Raw genomic sequence first — 19,075 nt, forward strand, 5'->3', positions numbered from 1 at the left:
AACGAAGCGGGACGCGGGGCGTAGCTGTTGGGGTTCAGTCTAGGCCAAGTATCGGGTAGTAGACCAGAGTGGCGTCCTACCCGATAGCGCTCATCGCCTGTCAGTCAGCGGCAGGCTTTTGTTCGCTGAGCTTGTCGGCCAAGCGCACGAACGCGGCCAGGTCGAGTTGCTCGGGACGCAGGCTGCCATCGACGCCGGCTGCTTCGATTTCGGCATTGCTCAGCAGCAGCTTGAGAGTGTTGCGCAGGGTTTTGCGGCGCTGGTTGAAAGCTTCACGCACGACGCGTTCCAGCAGGCGGTGATCCTTGGCCGGGTGTGGCAGTACCGCGTGGGGTACCAGGCGTACGATGGCCGAATCGACTTTCGGCGGCGGGTTGAACGCGCCCGGGCCGACGTTGAACAGGTGCTCGACCCGGCAGTGGTACTGAACCATGATCGACAAGCGGCCCCAGTCACCACCACCAGGGCCGGCAGCCAGGCGCTCGACCACTTCCTTTTGCAGCATGAAGTGCATGTCGCGAATCAGGTGCGAGTTGTGCAGCAGGTGAAAAATCAGCGGCGTGGAGATGTTGTACGGCAGGTTGCCGACCACGCGCAGGCTGCCAGGCGCGGCATTGAGGCTGTTGAAGTCGAACTTCAGTGCATCGCCCTGATGCAGGTTGAAGTTGTTCTTGCCGGCAAACTGCTGGTTGAGGATCGGAATCAGGTCCTTGTCCAGCTCCACCACGTCGAGTTGCGCGCCGCTGCTGAGCAGGCCTTGGGTCAGTGCGCCCTGGCCCGGGCCGATTTCCAGCAGGCGGTCTTCTGCCTTGGCATGAATGGAGCGCAGGATGCGGTCGATAACGCCGGCATCGTGCAGGAAGTTCTGGCCAAAGCGTTTGCGCGCCTTGTGTTGGTATTGCTCGGTCATAAACGGGTCTCGGCCATCTGGTAGGCGGTTTCCAGGGCGACTTGCAGGCTGCCGGTGTCGATCTTGCCACTGCCGGCCAGGTCCAGGGCGGTGCCGTGGTCGACCGATGTGCGGATGATCGGCAAGCCGAGGGTCACGTTGACTGCCGCGCCGAAGCCTTTGTACTTCAGCACCGGCAGGCCCTGGTCGTGGTACATCGCCAGCACCGCATCGCAGTGCTCCAGATATTTGGGGGTAAACAGAGTGTCGGCGGGCAGGGGGCCTCGAAGGTCCATGCCCTCGCCGCGCAGGCGCTCTAATGTGGGTTCGATGATATCGATTTCTTCATGGCCCAGGTGTCCGCCTTCGCCGGCATGGGGGTTGAGCCCACAAACCAGGATGCGTGGCCGGGCGATGCCGAACTTGTTTTGCAGGTCGGCGTGCAGGATTCGCGTGACGCGCTCCAGACGCTCCGGCGTGATCGCATCGGCAATCTCGCGAAGGGGCAGGTGAGTGGTCACCAGGGCTACGCGCAAGCCGCGCGTGGCCAGCATCATCACCACTTGCGCGGTGTGGGTCAGGTCGGCGAGGAATTCCGTATGCCCGGAAAAGGCGATGCCGGATTCGTTGATCACGCCTTTGTGCACCGGCGCGGTAATCATGCCGGCGAAATCTCCGCTCAGGCAGCCTTGGCCGGCGCGGGTCAGGGTTTCCAGTACGAAGGCAGCGTTGGCCTTGTCCAGTTGCCCGGCGACGACCTTGGCGTTGAGCGGTGTATCCCAGACATACAGGCTGTTGGCTGGCGCGGGTACATCCGGCCAGCTGTCCGGTGTGACCGGCAGCAAATCGACAGCCACGCCCAGTTGCGCGGCCCGCTCAATGAGCAGGTCGCGGCTGGTAATGGCAATCAGGGGGTGAGGCTGGGCTTGCGAGGCGAGCAGCAGGCACAGGTCGGGACCTATGCCGGCCGGTTCGCCGGGTGTCAGCGCGAAACGTTGGGGTTTCACTGCGCTGCCTGGTCGGCGCCAGGGAGTTTGATTTCCACGTACGCTTCGTCACGGATCTGACGCAGCCAGGTTTGCAGCTCTTCGTCGTATTTGCGGTTACGCAAAACGGTCATTGCTTGCTGCTCGCGAGCCTGTGTGGTGCTGTCGGTGGCGCGACGGCCAAGGACTTCCAGGACATGCCAGCCGTATTGAGTCTGGAACGGCTTGGACAGCTGACCTTGCGGGGTCCTGGCCATCACTTCGCGGAACTCGGGCACCAGTGCGTTCGGGTCGATCCAGTTCAGATCGCCGCCGTTGAGGGCGGAACCCGGGTCTTCCGAGTAGCTTTTCGCCAGCTCGCCGAAGTCTTCGCCAGCCTCGATACGGCTGTAGAGCGAGTCAGCCAGGGCCTTGGTTTTTGCTTCGTCGCGGATCGGGCTCGGTTTGACCAGGATGTGGCGCACATGCACTTCATCGCGCATCTGGGTCTGGCCGCCACGCTTTTCGAGGATCTTCAGGATGATGAAGCCGCCCGGGGTGCGCATTGGCTGGGTGACATCGCCCACCGGCATGGTGCTCAGCAGGCGGTCGAACGGCGGTGGCAATTGAGCGGCTTTACGCCAGCCCATGTCACCACCTTCCAGTGCGGTTTCGCTGGCGGACTTGGCGATCGCCAACTGACTGAAGTCAGCGCCTTGCTTGAGCTGCTGGTAAATCGCATCGGCCTGTTTGGCTGCACTCTGAATCGCGTCGGAGTTGGCGCTTTCCGGCGTAGGAATCAGGATGTTGGCCAGGTGGAACTCTTCAGACAGCTGCATTTTGCCCAGGTCCGACGCCAGGAAGTTCTTCACTTCCTGCTCGGAGACCTGAATGCGTTCGGCAACCCGACGCTGGCGTACACGGCTGATGACCATTTCGCGGCGAATCTGCTCACGTGCGTCGTCGTAGGACAGGCCGTCGCGAGTCAGGGCGGCGCGGAACTGCTCGACCGACATGTTGTTGCGCTGGGCAATGGTGCCGACAGCCTGGTTCAACTCTTCATCGGTAATGCGGATGCCGGAACGCTCGCCGATCTGCAATTGCAGGTTTTCGACGATCAGGCGCTCAAGTACCTGCTGCTCCAGCACGCTGGCCGGCGGCACGGCAGAGCCACGCTTGGCGATGGTTTGCTGAACTTCATGAACCCGTTGGTCCAGTTGGCTCTGCATGACCACGTCGTTGTCGACGATGGCCACCACTTTATCGATGGACTGTACGGCGGCGTTCGCGGCCGTACTCAGGAACAGCGCGCCGAGCATCAGCGGGCGCAAACAATCAGAAAGCTTGGTCTTCACGTTCACGATAACCTTGAATGCCTTTGTCGAGGAAGCTCTCTGCCTTGGAGCCGGTGAGGCCGCCGAGTCCCTTCAGAACAATTTGGAGGAAGACGCCATGGTCGCCTTTTTCGTTTTGCGGTGCTTCCTGACTGAACTCGTCATAGGAGACCCAGTAACGGTTGATCAGGCGCAGTTTCCAGCAGCAACTGTCGTACTCGAAACCACCGAAGGCTTCCAGGGTACGGTTGCGGTTGTAGTCATACTGCCAACGGCTGATAGCGCTCCATTGCGGCACGATCGGCCAGATTACCGAGAAGTCGTGCTGTTGGATCTTGTAGTAATCCTTCACATAGCCAGGAGTGCCAGGGGTGCCGTAGTCACCGCCGAACTGCCATTTACCGGTGTTCTGGTTGTAGATCACCTGGTCGTTACGATAGCGATAGCCGAGGTTGACGACCTTGTTCGGGTTGTCTTCAGGCTGGTAATGGAACATCGCGCTGCCCGAGCGAGGGCTGCGGCTGTCCGGGTCCCAGTTGTAATCGGCCGTGGTGCGCCAGTCGCGGTTCCAGCGATACTCATATTCCAGCGCATATGGGGAGACGCTGGCTTTGGCGTCGTCACGGTCGTTGAAGTTCACGCCAGGCAACTGAACCTCGCGGTCCTTGAAGTACAAGGCTTGGCCGACACTGATGCGTTGACGCTCGAAACCGTCGTCTTCGATCCAGCGGTTGGTCACGCCCAGGGACAATTTGTTTTCATCGCCGACACGGTCGGAGCCGGAGAAGCGGTTGTCACGGAACAGCGACGCATAGTTGAATGTGTATTCGCTGGTATCGAATACCGGGATGTCTTCCTGATCTACCTCAGGTACGTACAGGTAGAACAGGCGCGGCTCGAGGGTCTGGCGGTAGTTCTTGCCGAACCATTGGGTATTTCGATCGAAGTACAGACCGCTGTCGATGCTGGCGATCGGTACGCCGCGATTCTGGTTGCTGTCAAAATCACCATTGAAATTTTTAGTCCCGGCTGCAGCTGCGGCTTGATTCTGCTGCGCGACCTGAGTTTTGCCGAGACCGTCCAGATCCAGTTGGTACTGCGTGTACTGGTACTTAAGCGTTGGCTTCAGGAATCCGTAGGTCCAGTTCAGTGGCAGGCTGACAGCCGGTGCCAGGTTGAGGCGATCGCCATTGGCGCGTGCCAGGCCGACAACGTTGGTATCTAGCCGTGGAGACACATTACCGTCTTCGTCGGTGAAGGTGCCGTTCTTCAGATCCCGGTCAAACCGCACGAGTTCGGTGCTGTACGTGAAGTCCAGGCCTTCCGGATGATAAGGCAGCATACCGTCGAGGGTGAGCTGCGGCAGGCGGTCGTACGGCGTAATGTTCGATACGCTCGCCAGTTGGTATGCCTGGGCGTTCGCGCGAGCGGTATAGCTGTCGCCGCGATAGGTGACAGAACCCTGCTGGTTCACGTAGTCGTTGCTTTTCACGCCAATCTGGTCGGACTGCAGATCCTGGAAGTAATACGGATCGCTGATCTTGGTGTAGTCGACTTGCGTGAGTACTCGCGAGTCGAGACCACCCTTGTGCTGCCAGTTGTACATGTAGCGGGTTTTTTCGGCGTCGGTCTGCTTGTCGCGCTCGTCGCTTTCGTCGTTGAGGTACGCCGCACCGAACTGGCCTTCGCTGGATTTGGTCAGGTAGCGGAATTCGCCTTCCATCAACAAGCCGTGCTTTTCCATGTAGCGCGGGTACAACGTGGCGTCGTAGTTTGGCGCCAGGTTGAAGTAGTACGGGGTGACCAGCATGAAGCCGGTATCGCTGCCGGTGCCGATGGTTGGCGGCAGGAAGCCCGACTGGCGACGGTCGTCGATCGGGAAATAGATGTACGGCGTGTAGAGGACCGGAATGTCCTTGACCCGCAGCGTCACGTTGGTTGCCGTACCGAAGCCGGTGGCCGGGTTCAGGGTGATGTTGTTGCCCTTGAGCTGCCAGGCGTTGCTGTTCGGTTCGCACGTGGTGTACGTACCATCCTTGAGGCGGATGATCGCGTTCTCGGCACGCTTGGCGTACAGCGCATTACCGCGGATGCGGGATTTGTGCATCACGTATTCGGCGTTGTCGACCTTGGCTTCACCAGTGTCGAGCTGCACGTCGGCGTGGTCGCCGACGATCAGGGCGCCGTTGTCGCGAATGCGCACGTTGCCGTTCAGATCGCCACGGCTCTCGGCCTGGTACAGGTTGGCTTCGTCGGCTTCGACCTGCATGCTGCCCTGACGCATGACAACGTCGCCGGCCAGGGTCGCAACCTGCTCATCCTGCTTATAGCGGGAGGCTTTTGCGCCGATAAAGGTTGGAGCGTCACTTTTATCCGTCTTGTCATCCATGCCAGGACGAATCGGTTCGATATATGAACCGGAGCAATAAGGACCGGTTTCGGCCAATTGTGCGGCGGTAAGTTGCTCGCGGGGAACCCAGTCGAGGTGACTGTAGTCTGCGCTACGCGACTTCAGGCCACGACCTTCGGATTCGGTGACCAGCACCGGCTTGGCGCCGGTGTCTTCGCTGGAACCGCTCTCGGCCGGGGCTTCGCCGGTAGCGGAGACTGCGCTGCCGTCATGGACGGGACGCGGTGGCAATGCAGCCGCCGGCGTCTTTGGCGCACAGTCCCAGGAACCCGAAGCAGAGACTGAGCAGTCAAACTGTTCCGCGGCGACCACGTAGGAAGTGGCAAGGGGTTGCAGCGCCAGCAAACTGCCGGTAACCAACAACGGAAATTTTTTACGAAACGCGGGGGATTTCAATGCCATCTTATTAGTCCGGGCTTCCTGCGTGCCATCTGCCCGCGGTGTGGGCCGCACGCCTCTCGATGGTCTGAAAAAGATGCTGGATAATAAAGCATGACCCGCTTGACGGCTAGCGCCGTCGGAGACCCTTGCAATGCCTGATCAAGATGTACGCTTGCAACACCTGAAAGTTTGGCTCGATGAACAATTGGCGACCCTTTTTGCCGAGCAGGGCTGGGGCGTCGTACCCCCGGCCACGTTGACTGCGGCCAGCAGCGACGCGAGTTTTCGGCGGTATTTTCGCTGGGAAGGCGGTGACAAAAGTTTCATCGTGATGGACGCGCCGCCGCCCCAGGAAAACTGCAAACCCTTCGTGGATATTGCCTTTTTGCTGGCGAAATCCGGAATAAACGTGCCGAAAATTTATGCCGAAGACCTCGAACGCGGCTTTCTTTTGCTCAATGACCTGGGCAACAAGACCTATCTGGACGTCATCGAAAGCGAAAACGCCGACGATTTGTTCAAGGATGCCCTGCAAGCGTTGCTGGCTTTCCAGCAGCTGCCGATGGTTGCGCCTCTGCCGAGCTATGACGTGGCCTTGCTTCGTCGCGAGCTGGAGCTGTTCCCCGAGTGGTACGTGAAGCGCGAATTGGGCATCGAACTGGACGCGGCGCAGCAAGTGCTCTGGCAGCAGGTCAGCGAACTGTTGATCGACAGCGCCCTGGCACAGCCAAAAGTCCTGGTGCATCGCGACTACATGCCGCGCAACCTGATGCTCAGCGAGCCCAATCCCGGTGTGCTGGACTTCCAGGATGCGGTGTATGGCCCGGTGACTTACGACGTGACCTGCCTGTTCAAGGACGCATTCCTCAGCTGGCCCGAGGAGCGCGTGCATGGCTGGCTCGAAAGCTACTGGCAGCAAGCGGGTGCCCTCGGGATTCCGGTTCAGCCCGACTTCGAGGACTTCCTGCGTGCCAGCGACTTGATGGGCGTGCAACGTCACCTGAAAGTCATCGGCATTTTCGCGCGCATCTGCCATCGCGACGGCAAACCGCGTTACCTGGGTGATGTGCCACGTTTCTTTGCGTACATAGACGCGGTGATCGCGCGCCGCCCTGAACTGGCCGAGCTGGATGTATTGCTGGCCAGTCTGCGTGCCGGAGTGAAAGCATGAAGGCAATGATTCTGGCCGCGGGCAAAGGCGAGCGCATGCGCCCGCTGACCCTGACTACGCCAAAACCGCTGGTTCGTGCAGGCGGCGTGCCGCTGATCGAGTATCACCTGCGAGCACTGGCCGCCGCCGGCTTCACCGACATTGTGATCAATCACGCCTGGCTCGGTCAGCAGATCGAAGACTATCTGGGTGATGGTTCGCGTTATGGCGTGAGCATTCAGTACTCGGCCGAAGGTGAACCCCTGGAAACCGGCGGCGGAATTTTCCGCGCGTTGCCATTGTTGGGGGATGAAGCGTTTGTCGTGGTCAACGGCGACATCTGGACCGATTACGACTTCAGCGTGCTGCATCAGCCCATCAACGGCCTGGCGCACCTGGTGCTGGTCAGCAACCCGCCCCATCATCCGGCCGGGGACTTTGGCCTGGTAGAAACGCAGGTGCTCGACGGTCAACCAGGGGCTGGCACCTTGACCTACAGCGGTATCGCCGTGTTGCATCCGCAGTTGTTCGACGGTTGCACCGAGGGGGCCTTCAAGCTCGCTCCACTGTTGCGCAAGGCCATGGCTGACGGGCAGGTGACCGGCGAGCAATTGAGGGGGCACTGGGTCGATGTCGGCACTCACGAGCGTCTGGCTGAAGTTGAAACATTAATAGAAGCGAGCCGCTGAGATGCTGTGGCCAGGGACTCTGATCGGAGCCGGAGCAGGCTTTGCCATAGCCAGCATTCCGGGGGCCATTCTCGGCGCGTTGTTGGGGCAGGCGCTGGACCGGCGCTTGCACCTGCAGAGTTGGGGGCATTTGCTGGAAAAGCTTGGTGGTCGTCCGGTGCTGCGAAACGATGAGTTGCTCTTCGTGCTACTGGGACGTCTGGCGAAGTGCGACGGGCGGGTGGTGGATGGCCACATCCAGCAGGCCCGGGCGGAAATGCGCTCGCTGGAAATGTCCGAGCCGGCCCAGCGTCGGGCGATTGCCGCGTTCAATCGTGGCAAATCGGGCAATGACCGCCTGCGCGGTTATCTGCGTCGCCTGAGTGCGCAGCCCCATGCGGCGGAAGGTGTGTTGCGCGCCTGCTGGCGAATGGTCTGGGCCGATGGTCGTGCCGGCAGCAGTGAACGTCAATTGATTGGCCAATGGGGCAAATGGCTGGGCTGGACGCCCCGTCAGGTGCAGGCGTTGGCCCACGACTATGAGCCGCAGAAACGGCCATTGGGCAACAGTGTGCCAAGTTATCAGGACGCGTTGAGGCTTTTGGGGGTGTCGGCCACCACTGAACCGGCGCAGATCAAGCGTGCTTATCGGCGCCTGCTCAGTCGTCATCATCCGGACAAGATTGCCGGCAGTGGCGCGACGGCGACGCAGGTGCGTGAGGCCACCGAGCGAACGCGTGAACTGCATAACGCCTATACGCTGATTCGGGAGCGGCGGGATTTTCGCTAGCCTTGCGTCACCAGTGATACCGCCATCGCGAGCAAGCTCGCTCCCACAGGTTTGTGTCGTCCGCAATTTTGTGATCGGCATAGAACCCGTGGGAGCGTGGCTTGCCCGCGATGAAGGCGCCTCGGTCTGTCAGCCCGCCGGGTTCTGCGGATTCAACCAACCCCGCACCCGACGGAACAGTTGCTCCTGTTCGGCCTTGGTATCCGGCAACGCCTTGAGCGCGACCTGGCTGAATGCCGACGTTTTCACCCGTTTGTTGGCCTGCAGACGGGCTAGCGCCGCATTGCGATCCAGCGGCTTGTCCATGTAGAAGATGTCGGCGGTCGGCAGTTTCAGATTCGGCGCCAGCTCATCCAGCTCGGGTTTCGCTTGAGCAGGTGTCTGCGCTGCGACCATGAGGAAGCGCTCGACTTGCGAAGGCTGCTTCTCGCTTAAATAGCGCGCCGCCCAATAAGCGCCGGTGCCATGCCCCAACACCACGATACTGCGGGCGCTTTGCTGTTCGGCGAATGTAATCGCGGCGTCGATCCGGGCGAAGATGCGCTCGGCATCTGCCTTGGACTGTTCTTCGGTGGTTTCGGTGACGGCCTTGTCGGCCACATCGGCCTCGCCTCCGGCCACCTGTTCGATAGGGGCTGCGGTGGTCGAGTCTTTACTGCCGGTTTCGGCGGGCTTGGGAGCCGGCGCTGCTTCCACGATTCGTGGCGCAATGGCGTCGCTTTGCAGGTCCGGCAAGGTGATACTCAGGCTGCTCCACTCGGCATCCGGCAATTTGCGCCGCAAAGGGCCGATCGCTTGCGGCCAGTCAACGGTTTCACCGGCGCCCGGGATGATAATCACCGCGCCTTTAGGTTCGGCGGTATTGGCCGGTTTCCACAAGGCCAGAAAGGTGTCGGAGCCTGCTTGCAGTTGTTGCTGTTCCTGAGCCGGGATTTTACGCTCAAGTGCAGTCGCTTCTTCCTGACTACGCTCAGGCAGCGGCTGACGTTCGAGTGGTTTTTCTTCGGCGGTTTTTTCCTCCGCGGCGGGTGCCGGGTCGGCCGCCTTGACGGAAAAAGCGCAAGGCAGGATCAGCGACAGGCACAATGCTGGCAGTGCCAGGCGGTAGACAGAGGGCATCGGGTATTCCAGGCCAGAAGTTGTTCCGGCAGCCTAATGGGTTGGTCAGTATTTGTCAGTGTGTGAGAGTTCAATGATGCTTTTTCGCTGCCTGTGGGTTATCGGCTGTTTGTGGTTTCCCTTGATGGGCTGGGCGGCCGCCGCGCCCCCGGCACCCGCTGCCCAACTGTCCCCGGAACAACGGCACTGGCTGGCGCAGCAGGGCGAGTTGCGGGTCGGCGTGGTGTTGCAGGCGCCCTATGCGCAATACGATCGCCGCTTGCAGCGCCTGTCCGGGGTGAACGTCGAGTTGATGAAGTGGCTCGCAAAAAACCTCAATGTCGAATTGAGCTGGCGCAATTTTCCCGATCTTGAGCAATTGGAAGCCGCGGCCCGCGATGGCGAAATCGACATCGCTCCGGGGGTGACCCAGACCCCTGGCGGGCTGCGCCTCTGGCAGTTTTCCGACCCCTACATGCGGGTGCCGCAATTGGTGGTCAGCGATCAGAAAAGCGCTGGCGCGGTTGAGCTGGAAAAACTCGACAGCCAGACCCGCGTCGCCGTACGCATGCCCAGTGCCATCGCCGATTACCTGCGCAGCAACTACCCGCACCTGAATCTGCAAGGCGTGCCGATGGAACGCCAGGCATTGCAATTATTGGCGGGCCAGCAGGCGGCTTATGCGGTGGTCGATGAGGCGCAGCTGGGACGCTTGTCGGTCGAACCGGAGTTCGCCGGATTGGTGGTGGTGGGGGATGTCGGTCTGCCGCAGTTGCTGCGGGTGGCCACGCTCCGTGACAAACCGGAACTGGCGGGCATTGTCGAAAGTGCATTGCGGGCGATCCCGGCCAAGGATCTGGAGCAACTGCACAATCAATGGCTGCAGCCCAAGTATCCGCGGCTCACCGAGTCGCCGGGGTTTTGGCAGAACCTCTGCCTGCTGCTGGCCGTGCTGGCGATGAGTTGCATGGCCATCGTGGTCTGGCAGCGTCGCCAGCAGCACAACCTGGAGCAGCGCCTGTTGGCCGCGCAGGAAGACATTGCCTTGCGCGCCGCCAGCGAAGAGGCCTTGCGGCTCACCCAGTTTTCCATCGACCAGAGCACCGTCGGCATCCTCTGGGTCAACTGGGACAGCCATGTGCGCTACGCCAACCGCGCGGCGGAAAGCATGCTGGGCTATCCGGCCGGAGGGATCATCGATCGGCCCCTGATCGATTTCGAGCCCGGCCTGCACATGGACCGTTGGCTGAACCTGTGGAAGCGCGCCCGGGCCAGTGAGGAGGGCCCGCAAAGTTTCGAATCCAATTGCGTGCGGGCTGATGGCAGCATCCTGCCGGCCGATGTCTCGTTGAGTTTCCTGCGCTTTCGCGATGGCGAATACCTGGTGGTTTACCTCAACGATGTCACCGAGCGGCGCCGCGCCCTGGCGGCCTTGCAGGAAAGCGAGGCGCGGCTGCAAGGCATCGCCGCCAACGTTCCGGGACTGGTTTTCCGGCTGGAGCGGGCGCCAGTAACCGGTCAGATCGACTTTGCCTACATCAGCGAAGGCAGCGAAAGCCTTGTGGGCTACTCGCCGGCCACGCTGGCGCATCGCGATAAAGGCCTGCGCAGCCTCGTGCATCCGGATGACAAGGTCAGCTATCACCAGACCCAGGATCATGCGCTGGATACCGACAGCGACTGGTCGTGGCAGGGGCGAATCCTCACGCGTCAGGGCGAGCAGCGTTGGGCGGAAATCAAGGCCATCACCCGCCGGCTGGAAGACGGCGCCTATGTTTGGGACGGGATCGTCTGGGACATCAGCGAGAGCAAGCGCATCGAAATAGAACTGGCCAGCTCCCGGGAACAACTGCGTGAGTTGTCCGCGCACCTGGAAAGCGTGCGCGAAGAAGAAAAAGCGCGCATTGCCCGGGAAGTTCACGACGAATTGGGGCAGATGCTCACCGTGTTGAAGCTGGAAACGTCCATGTGCGAACTGGCGTACGCCCAGCTCGACCCTGGCCTTAACGAGCGCTTGAACAGCATGAAGCGCTTGATCGCTCAGTTGTTTCAGCTGGTCCGTGATGTGGCCACGGCATTGCGACCGCCGATTCTCGACGCAGGTATCGCCTCGGCCATTGAATGGCAGGCCCGCCGGTTCGAGGCGCGCACGCAGATTCCGTGTCTGGTGCAGGTGCCGGACAATTTGCCAGTGCTCAGCGATGCGAAGGCAATCGGCCTGTTTCGAATCCTTCAGGAGGCGCTGACCAATGTCATGCGGCACGCCCAGGCGCATACTGTTGAACTGACACTGACCCTTGAAGGCGACGAATTGTGTCTGACGGTCAGCGATGATGGCGTAGGATTTGTCGCCGCGCCTGGCAGGCCAACGTCCTTTGGGATCGTCGGCATGCGTGAGCGGGTGTTGATCCTGGGCGGCGAGTTGTCGCTGGAGAGTGAGCCGGGTGAGGGTACGACGTTAGAAGTGCGAGTGCCTCTGGACGAAGCCTGAAGAATTTGTGGTGTCTGTGCTGACGCCTTCGCGAGCAGGCTCCCACAGGAGAACGTATTCCAAATGTGGGAGCCTGCTCGCGAATGATCTTGAACCTGGAGAAGAACGTGATCCGTGTACTGGTAGCCGAAGACCACACCATTGTCCGCGAAGGCATCAAGCAGTTGATCGGCCTGGCCAAGGACTTGCTGGTGGTGGGGGAGGCGAGCAATGGCGAGCAGTTGCTCGACACCTTGCGTCATGTGCCCTGCGAAGTGGTGTTGCTGGACATCTCCATGCCGGGCGTCAATGGCCTGGAAGCGATTCCGCGGATTCGCGCCCTGAACAATCCGCCGGCGATCCTGGTGCTGTCGATGCACGATGAAGCGCAAATGGCCGCCCGGGCGCTGAAGGTGGGGGCGGCCGGTTATGCAACCAAGGACAGCGATCCGGCACTGTTGCTGACGGCCATTCGCAAAGTGGCGTCAGGCGGGCGTTACATCGACCCGGAACTGGCCGACCGCATGGTTTTCGAGGTCGGTCTTACCGACTCGCGTCCATTGCACTCGTTGCTCTCCGAGCGCGAATTTTCCGTGTTCGAACGCCTGGCCCAGGGCGCCAACGTGAACGACATCGCCCAGCAACTGGCGTTGAGCAGCAAGACCATCAGCACCCACAAGGCGCGGCTGATGCAGAAGCTCAACATCACCTCGCTGGCGGAACTGGTGAAGTACGCGATGGAACACAAGCTCCTCTAAAGCACACCGAAATTCAGATTCGGTGGTGGCATATCCATTTACGACAGATCCATATACCGCGTGGGCTTGTTCTTGTGGCTTATAGCTGACCCCTTGCCACTGCGTTTGCCAAAACGCGCCATCCTTGTAGGGAAATCCCTACCCCCAACCTTCCATCCGGCTGAGGCGAATCTCTCTTGCGCCCCGATTTGCGCGGTCCCCAGCGTCCACTAGGCTTAACCCCACAGCAGTCATCAATAACAAAGGTGTGGGTATGAGCCAGGTCGATTCAAGCGCAGGGGCCAATGATGTTCTGGTCAGCTTTCGTGGAGTGCAGAAGAGCTACGACGGCGAGAACCTGATCGTCAAGGACCTCAACCTGGACATTCGCAAGGGCGAATTCCTCACATTGCTCGGGCCGTCCGGCTCCGGCAAGACCACCAGCCTGATGATGCTCGCCGGCTTCGAAACGCCGACCGCGGGCGAAATCCTGTTGGCCGGGCGCGCCATCAACAACGTGCCGCCGCACAAGCGTGACATCGGCATGGTGTTCCAGAACTACGCGCTGTTCCCGCACATGACGGTGGCCGAGAACCTGGCGTTCCCGCTGACCGTGCGTGGCATGAACAAGAGCGACGTCAGTGCACGGGTCAAGCGCGTGCTGAGCATGGTCCAGCTCGATGCCTTCGCCCAGCGCTACCCGGCGCAGCTCTCCGGTGGTCAGCAACAGCGTGTGGCATTGGCCCGCGCGCTGGTGTTCGAGCCGCAACTGGTGCTGATGGACGAACCCCTCGGCGCACTCGACAAGCAGCTGCGTGAACACATGCAGATGGAGATCAAGCACCTGCACCAGCGCCTGGGCGTGACCGTGGTCTACGTGACCCACGATCAGGGCGAAGCCTTGACCATGTCCGACCGCGTGGCGGTGTTCCATCAGGGCGAAATCCAGCAGATCGCTCCGCCGCGCACCCTCTACGAAGAGCCGAAAAACACCTTCGTCGCCAACTTCATCGGCGAGAACAACCGCCTCAATGGCCGCCTGCACAGCCAAACCGGCGACCGTTGCATTGTGGAACTCGGGCGCGGTGAGAAAGTGGAAGCCTTGGCGGTCAACGTTGGCCAGACCGGCGAGCCGGTGACCCTGTCCATTCGTCCGGAGCGAGTGAGCCTAAACGGCTCCAGCGACCAATGCGTCAACCGCTTCTCCGGGCGAGTCGAGGAATTCATCTATCTGGGCGACCACGTCCGGGTTCGCATGGAAGTCTGCGGCAAGACCGACTTCTTCGTGAAACAGCCAATTGCCGAGCTTGATCCCTCGCTCGCCGTCGGCGATGTGGTACCGCTTGGCTGGCAGGTCGAGCACGTTCGCGCGCTCGATCCACTTTTAGAGGCGCATTGATCGCCCCGGCAACACCAACACCAACCCTGCACGTGGAGAGAACAATAAATGTTGAGATCCCTGAAATTCACCGCTTTGGCACTGGGCATGATGGGCGCGGCACACGCAATGGCGGCCGGCCCGGATCTGACCGTGGTGTCCTTTGGCGGTGCGAACAAGGCGGCTCAGGTCAAAGCCTTCTATGCACCTTGGGAAGCGGCAGGCAACGGCAAGATCGTGGCCGGCGAGTACAACGGCGAAATGGCCAAGGTCAAGGCCATGGTCGACACCAAGAGCGTGTCCTGGGATCTGGTAGAGGTTGAATCGCCGGAACTGTCCCGTGGTTGCGACGAAGACATGTTCGAGCAACTGGACCCGGCGCTGTTCGGCAAGACCGAAGACTACGTCAAGGGCGCCATCCAGCCTTGCGGCGTGGGTTTCTTCGTGTGGTCGACCGTGCTGGCCTACAACGCCGACAAACTGAAATCCGCACCGACCAGCTGGGTGGACTTCTGGGACACCAAGCAGTTCCCGGGCAAGCGTGGCCTGCGTAAGGGCGCCAAGTACACCCTGGAATTCGCACTGATGGCCGACGGCGTTGCGCCGAAAGACGTCTACAAAGTGCTGGCTGGCAAGGACGGTCAGGACCGCGCGTTCAAGAAGCTCGATGAACTCAAGCCGAACATCCAGTGGTGGGAAGCTGGCGCACAACCGCCGCAATACCTCGCTTCCGGTGACGTGGTCATGAGTTCGGCCTACAACGGTCGTATCGCTGCCGTGCAGAAAGAAAGCAACCTGAAAGTCGTGTGGAACGGCGGCATCTACGACTTTGACGCATGGGCCATTCCAAAAGGTCTGGATGCCAAGCGCGCCGAAGCGGCGAAGAAATTCATCGCCTTCTCGGTACAGCCACAGCAGCAGAAGACCTACTCGGAAAACATCGCCTACGGCCCGGCCAACACCCAAGCCGTGCCGCTGCTGGCCAAGGATGTCCTGAAAGACATGCCGACCACCCCGGAAAACATCGCCAACCAGGTGCAGATCGACGTCAGCTTCTGGGCTGACAACGGCGAGCAACTGGAGCAGCGCTTCAATTCCTGGGCTGCGAAATAAGCAGAACCTTGTAATGGTGGGCTTGCCCCACCTGTGGGAGCGGGCTTGCTCGCGAAGACGTCAGCACATTCAGCATCATTGTTGACTGACACTCCGCCTTCGCGAGCAAGCCCGCTCCCACAATAACGATCGAGGTGGCATTCCCATCTCTGTAACGATCAAAGATTCCCGGAGTACGTCATGGCTATCGCCGTTCCCCTGAACGAGGGCACCAGCCCCACCTTGAAGCAGCGGCTCAAGCACGCCGAGCGGGTCAACCGCTGGAAGGCCCAGGCGTTGATCGCGCCGCTGGTGCTGTTTTTGTTGCTGGTGTTCCTGGTGCCGATCGTGGCGCTGCTCTACAAAAGCGTTGGCAACCCGGAAGTGGTCGGCGGCATGCCGCGCACCGTGACTGCCATCGCCAGTTGGGACGGCCGTGGCCTGCCCGCTGAACCGGTTTACAAAGCTGCGGCCGAAGACCTCGCCGAGGCTCGCAAAAATCAGACCCTGGGCGATCTGTCCAAGCGCCTGAACATGGAACTGGCCGGCTATCGCAGCCTGCTGACCAAAACGGCCCGCGCCTTGCCGCTTGCCACTGAACCGGCCTCCTATAAAGAAGCGCTGGAAGGCCTCGATGAGCGTTGGGGCGACCCGGCCTACTGGCAAGCGGTGCGCCGCAACACCAGCAGCATCACCCCGTATTACCTGCTGGCGGCTGTCGATCACCGCATCGACGACCTCGGCGAAATCGCCCCGGCCACCCCGGATCAGGCAATCTACCTCGACATCTTTGCCCGCACCTTCTGGATGGGCCTGATCATCACCGTGATCTGCCTGGTGCTGGCGTATCCTCTGGCTTACCTGCTGGCGAACCTGCCGTCGCGCCAGAGCAACCTGCTGATGATTCTGGTGCTGTTGCCGTTCTGGACCTCGATCCTGGTCCGAGTCGCGGCGTGGATCGTGTTGCTGCAATCGGGTGGCCTGATCAACAGCGGCCTGATGGCCATGGGCATCATCGACAAGCCGATCGAGTTGGTGTTCAACCGCGTCGGTGTCTACATCTCGATGGTGCACATCCTGCTGCCGTTCATGATCCTGCCGATCTACAGCGTGATGAAAGGCATCTCGCCGACCTACATGCGCGCCGCGATTTCCCTCGGCTGCCATCCGTTCGCCAGCTTCTGGCGGGTGTACTTCCCACAGACCTATGCCGGTGTCGGCGCCGGTTGCCTGTTGGTGTTCATCCTCGCCATCGGCTACTACATCACCCCGGCATTGCTGGGCAGCCCGAACGACCAAATGGTCAGCTACTTCGTCGCCTTCTACACCAACACCAGCATCAACTGGGGCATGGCGACCGCACTTGGTGGGCTGCTGTTGCTCGCGACGGTCGTGCTTTATCTGATTTACAGCTGGCTGGTAGGCGCAAGCCGCCTGCGCCTGAGCTAAGGGGAGAACGAAATGCTGAGTCCTTATATGTCGCCCATCGAACGGGTGTGGTTCTACAGCTTGCGGATTCTCTGCGGCTTGATTCTGTTGTTCCTGATCCTGCCGGTGCTGGTGATCATTCCGCTGTCGTTCAACTCCGGCAGTTTCCTGGTGTACCCGCTGCAAGGCTTCTCATTGCAGTGGTATCACGATTTCTTCGCCTCGGCGGAATGGATGCGCGCCCTGAAGAACAGCATCATCGTCGCCCCGGCGGCAACGGTGCTGGCCATGGTCTTCGGTACGCTGGCGGCCATCGGCCTGACCCGTGGCGACTTTCCCGGCAAGGCGCTGGTGATGGCGCTGGTGATTTCACCGATGGTGGTGCCGGTGGTGATCATCGGTGTGGCCAGTTATCTGTTCTTTGCTCCTTTGGGATTGGGTAACAGCTTCTTCTCGCTGATCGTGGTGCATGCGGTGTTGGGTGTGCCGTTCGTGATCATTACCGTGTCGGCTACCTTGCAGGGGTTCAACCACAACCTGGTACGGGCCGCCGCGAGCCTGGGCGCTTCGCCGCTGACCACGTTCCGCCGGGTGACCTTGCCACTGATCGCGCCGGGCGTGATCTCCGGGGCGCTGTTTGCCTTTGCGACTTCGTTCGATGAAGTGGTGGTGACGCTGTTCCTCGCCGGCCCAGAGCAAGCGACCCTGCCACGGCAGATGTTCAGCGGCATCCGCGAAAACCTCAGCCCGACCATCGCCGCGGCCGCGACGCTGTTGATTGCCTTCTCGGTGATCCTGTTGCTGACCCTGGAATGGTTGCGTGGGCGTAGCGAGAAACTGCGTACTGCTCAGGTCTGAAGCCACACACCGACCCACTGCAACTTGTAGGAGCGAGCTTGCTCGCGATGGTCGCCAACGATAACGCGGGCCTGCTGAATGCCCGCGTCGCTCTCAGGTTCATCGCGAGCAAGCTCGCTCCTACAGTGTTATTGGGTGTTCCCGGAAACCTTGGTCATTCATGACCTGAATACCAGCCAACTCCAAATCCCCAGCTACTATTGTGCCCAGCTCCCCTATCTATAAGAGGCTGCGCACATGAGTCTTTCCTCTTTCAAAATCGCTCACAAACTGATCACCGGCGCAGGTGCCATCGAGCAGCTGGCCGCTGAGCTGACACGCCTGGACATCGACAATCCGCTGATCGTCACCGACGTCGCCCTGGTCAAGTCCGGCACGGTAGAACTGGCACTGGCGCAGTTGGGTGGCCGCTCCTACGAAATCTTCGACCGTGTGCTGCCGGACCCGGAAATCGCCATCGTCGAAGATTGCATGCAGGTTTACCGCGACGGAGGGCATGATGGACTGATCGGCCTGGGCGGCGGGAGTGCCATCGACATTGCCAAGAGCGTGGCAGCCTACGCCGGGTACCACGGTGCGCTGGAGGACCTGTTCGGTATCGATCAGGTCCCGCGCAAAGGTCCGCCGCTGATCGCCATCCCGACCACCGCCGGCACCGGCTCGGAAGTGACCAACGTCGCTATCCTTTCCGACAAGGCCGCGCAACTGAAGAAGGGCATTGTCAGTGACTACCTGTTGCCGGATGTGGCGCTGGTCAGTCCGCAAATGACCCTGACCTGTCCACGCAGCGTCACGGCGGCCAGCGGCGTCGATGCACTGGTGCACGCTATCGAGTCCTATCTGTCGGTCAACGCCTCGCCGATTACCGATTCCCTGGCTATCGGCGCCATCAAGCTGATCGCCAAGGCTTTGCCCAAGGCCTACGCCAATCCGTCGAACCTGCAAGCCCGGGAAGACATGGCCACTGCCAGCCTGATGGCCGGCATGGCGTTCGGCAACGCCGGCGTTGGCGCGGTGCATGCGCTGGCGTATCCGCTGGGCGGGCGCTTCAACATTGCCCATGGGGTCAGCAATGCCTTGCTACTGCCCTATGTCATGACCTGGAACAAGATGGCCTGCATCGAACGCATGCAGGATATCGCCGAGGCCATGGGCGTGAAGACCGCTCATTTGAGTCTCAACGAAGCGGCCGACAAAGCCGTGCAAGCCATGACCGAACTGTGTGCCGCCGTGGAAATTCCCCAGGGCCTGCGCAGTTTCGGTGTGCCCGAGGACGCCATCCCGTCCATGGCCGTGGAAGCAGCGGGGATCGAGCGCTTGATGCGCAACAATCCGCGCAAATTGAGTGCCGTCGATATCGAAAAGATCTATCGCGCGGCGTACTAGAGCCATTGCCGTTGATGGATGATGGCAAGGTCCAATCATCG

Annotated in this window: 15 protein-coding genes; 10 read left to right on the forward strand and 5 right to left on the reverse strand. The window is 60.8% G+C overall.

All coding sequences use genetic code 11. From position 1 onward, the window contains the following. Nucleotides 1-100: 100 nt before the first annotated feature. The 4 genes from rsmA to KGA98_RS10930 are packed head-to-tail and all read right to left on the reverse strand — an operon-like array spanning nt 101 to nt 6,000. Entirely contained in the window at nt 101-910 is an 810-nt protein-coding gene (rsmA, locus tag KGA98_RS10915; protein WP_223502326.1) for a 16S rRNA (adenine(1518)-N(6)/adenine(1519)-N(6))-dimethyltransferase RsmA, read from the reverse strand. Next, nucleotides 907-1,896 carry a 4-hydroxythreonine-4-phosphate dehydrogenase PdxA gene (gene pdxA, locus KGA98_RS10920; protein WP_218494776.1) on the reverse strand — a complete coding sequence of 330 codons (990 nt, stop codon included), beginning with the start codon at nt 1,894-1,896 and terminating at the stop codon, nt 907-909. The genes rsmA and pdxA overlap by 4 nt, the downstream gene beginning before the upstream one ends. After that, nucleotides 1,893-3,209 (reverse strand): peptidylprolyl isomerase SurA, encoded by a 1,317-nt coding sequence (surA, locus tag KGA98_RS10925; protein WP_150813994.1) that lies wholly within the window; start codon nt 3,207-3,209, stop codon nt 1,893-1,895. The genes pdxA and surA overlap by 4 nt, the downstream gene beginning before the upstream one ends. Further along, complete coding sequence (locus tag KGA98_RS10930) at nt 3,190-6,000, reverse strand: LPS-assembly protein LptD (protein WP_223502327.1); 2,811 nt, start codon at nt 5,998-6,000, stop codon at nt 3,190-3,192. The genes surA and KGA98_RS10930 overlap by 20 nt, the downstream gene beginning before the upstream one ends. Nucleotides 6,001-6,130: 130 nt before the next feature. Between KGA98_RS10930 and KGA98_RS10935 the strand changes: the two genes are divergently transcribed. Genes KGA98_RS10935 through KGA98_RS10945 form a run of 3 tightly spaced genes read left to right on the forward strand, consistent with a single transcriptional unit; the run spans nt 6,131 to nt 8,587 of the window. Next, a complete protein-coding gene (locus KGA98_RS10935; protein WP_090451739.1) occupies nt 6,131-7,150 on the forward strand; it encodes an aminoglycoside phosphotransferase family protein in 1,020 nt (339 codons plus the stop codon). After that, nucleotides 7,147-7,818 carry an N-acetylmuramate alpha-1-phosphate uridylyltransferase MurU gene (gene murU / locus KGA98_RS10940; RefSeq protein ID WP_223502328.1) on the forward strand — a complete coding sequence of 224 codons (672 nt, stop codon included), beginning with the start codon at nt 7,147-7,149 and terminating at the stop codon, nt 7,816-7,818. The genes KGA98_RS10935 and murU overlap by 4 nt, the downstream gene beginning before the upstream one ends. Before the next feature lies 1 nt (nt 7,819). Continuing rightward, a complete protein-coding gene (locus tag KGA98_RS10945; RefSeq protein WP_223502329.1) occupies nt 7,820-8,587 on the forward strand; it encodes a TerB family tellurite resistance protein in 768 nt (255 codons plus the stop codon). 129 nt (nt 8,588-8,716) lie between these two features. On the opposite strand, the gene KGA98_RS10950 is transcribed toward KGA98_RS10945, so the two are convergent. Continuing rightward, a complete protein-coding gene (locus tag KGA98_RS10950; protein ID WP_223502330.1) occupies nt 8,717-9,706 on the reverse strand; it encodes an alpha/beta hydrolase family protein in 990 nt (329 codons plus the stop codon). Nucleotides 9,707-9,779: 73 nt separating this feature from the next. On the opposite strand from KGA98_RS10950, the gene KGA98_RS10955 reads away from it, so the two are divergent. From KGA98_RS10955 to KGA98_RS10990, 7 genes are all read left to right on the forward strand, one after another. Then, nucleotides 9,780-12,176, forward strand: a complete 2,397-nt coding sequence (locus KGA98_RS10955) for a PAS domain S-box protein (protein WP_223502331.1) — start codon at nt 9,780-9,782, stop codon at nt 12,174-12,176. Between the two features lie 83 nt (nt 12,177-12,259). Further along, nucleotides 12,260-12,913, forward strand: a complete 654-nt coding sequence (locus KGA98_RS10960; protein ID WP_007993216.1) for a response regulator transcription factor — start codon at nt 12,260-12,262, stop codon at nt 12,911-12,913. A gap of 253 nt (nt 12,914-13,166) precedes the next feature. Further along, nucleotides 13,167-14,291, forward strand: a complete 1,125-nt coding sequence (locus tag KGA98_RS10965) for an ABC transporter ATP-binding protein (RefSeq protein ID WP_046039490.1) — start codon at nt 13,167-13,169, stop codon at nt 14,289-14,291. A gap of 48 nt (nt 14,292-14,339) precedes the next feature. After that, nucleotides 14,340-15,383, forward strand: a complete 1,044-nt coding sequence (locus KGA98_RS10970) for an ABC transporter substrate-binding protein (protein ID WP_057713080.1) — start codon at nt 14,340-14,342, stop codon at nt 15,381-15,383. Between the two features lie 180 nt (nt 15,384-15,563). Beyond that, nucleotides 15,564-16,811 carry an ABC transporter permease gene (locus KGA98_RS10975; protein ID WP_007980201.1) on the forward strand — a complete coding sequence of 416 codons (1,248 nt, stop codon included), beginning with the start codon at nt 15,564-15,566 and terminating at the stop codon, nt 16,809-16,811. Between the two features lie 12 nt (nt 16,812-16,823). Next, a complete protein-coding gene (locus KGA98_RS10980; RefSeq protein WP_007980200.1) occupies nt 16,824-17,648 on the forward strand; it encodes an ABC transporter permease in 825 nt (274 codons plus the stop codon). Between the two features lie 237 nt (nt 17,649-17,885). Beyond that, nucleotides 17,886-19,034: an iron-containing alcohol dehydrogenase gene (locus KGA98_RS10990; RefSeq protein WP_223502332.1), complete on the forward strand. Its 1,149-nt coding sequence runs from the start codon at nt 17,886-17,888 to the stop codon at nt 19,032-19,034. Nucleotides 19,035-19,075: the final 41 nt, after the last annotated feature.

This window comes from Pseudomonas sp. BF-R-24, from assembly GCF_019947335.1.
Classification (GTDB): Bacteria; Pseudomonadota; Gammaproteobacteria; order Pseudomonadales; family Pseudomonadaceae; genus Aquipseudomonas; species Aquipseudomonas jessenii.

Excerpts from the sequence above, each read along its gene's own strand:
- rsmA (WP_223502326.1), bottom strand. The coding sequence starts at position 910 with ATGACCGAGCAATACCAACACAAGGCGCGCAAACGCTTTGGCCAGAAC.
- KGA98_RS10930 (WP_223502327.1), bottom strand. The coding sequence starts at position 6,000 with ATGGCATTGAAATCCCCCGCGTTTCGTAAAAAATTTCCGTTGTTGGTT.
- KGA98_RS10935 (WP_090451739.1), top strand. The coding sequence starts at position 6,131 with ATGCCTGATCAAGATGTACGCTTGCAACACCTGAAAGTTTGGCTCGAT.
- murU (WP_223502328.1), top strand. The coding sequence starts at position 7,147 with ATGAAGGCAATGATTCTGGCCGCGGGCAAAGGCGAGCGCATGCGCCCG.
- KGA98_RS10945 (WP_223502329.1), top strand. The coding sequence starts at position 7,820 with ATGCTGTGGCCAGGGACTCTGATCGGAGCCGGAGCAGGCTTTGCCATA.
- KGA98_RS10950 (WP_223502330.1), bottom strand. The coding sequence starts at position 9,706 with ATGCCCTCTGTCTACCGCCTGGCACTGCCAGCATTGTGCCTGTCGCTG.
- KGA98_RS10955 (WP_223502331.1), top strand. The coding sequence starts at position 9,780 with ATGATGCTTTTTCGCTGCCTGTGGGTTATCGGCTGTTTGTGGTTTCCC.
- KGA98_RS10960 (WP_007993216.1), top strand. The coding sequence starts at position 12,260 with ATGATCTTGAACCTGGAGAAGAACGTGATCCGTGTACTGGTAGCCGAA.
- KGA98_RS10965 (WP_046039490.1), top strand. The coding sequence starts at position 13,167 with ATGAGCCAGGTCGATTCAAGCGCAGGGGCCAATGATGTTCTGGTCAGC.
- KGA98_RS10970 (WP_057713080.1), top strand. The coding sequence starts at position 14,340 with ATGTTGAGATCCCTGAAATTCACCGCTTTGGCACTGGGCATGATGGGC.
- KGA98_RS10975 (WP_007980201.1), top strand. The coding sequence starts at position 15,564 with ATGGCTATCGCCGTTCCCCTGAACGAGGGCACCAGCCCCACCTTGAAG.
- KGA98_RS10980 (WP_007980200.1), top strand. The coding sequence starts at position 16,824 with ATGCTGAGTCCTTATATGTCGCCCATCGAACGGGTGTGGTTCTACAGC.
- KGA98_RS10990 (WP_223502332.1), top strand. The coding sequence starts at position 17,886 with ATGAGTCTTTCCTCTTTCAAAATCGCTCACAAACTGATCACCGGCGCA.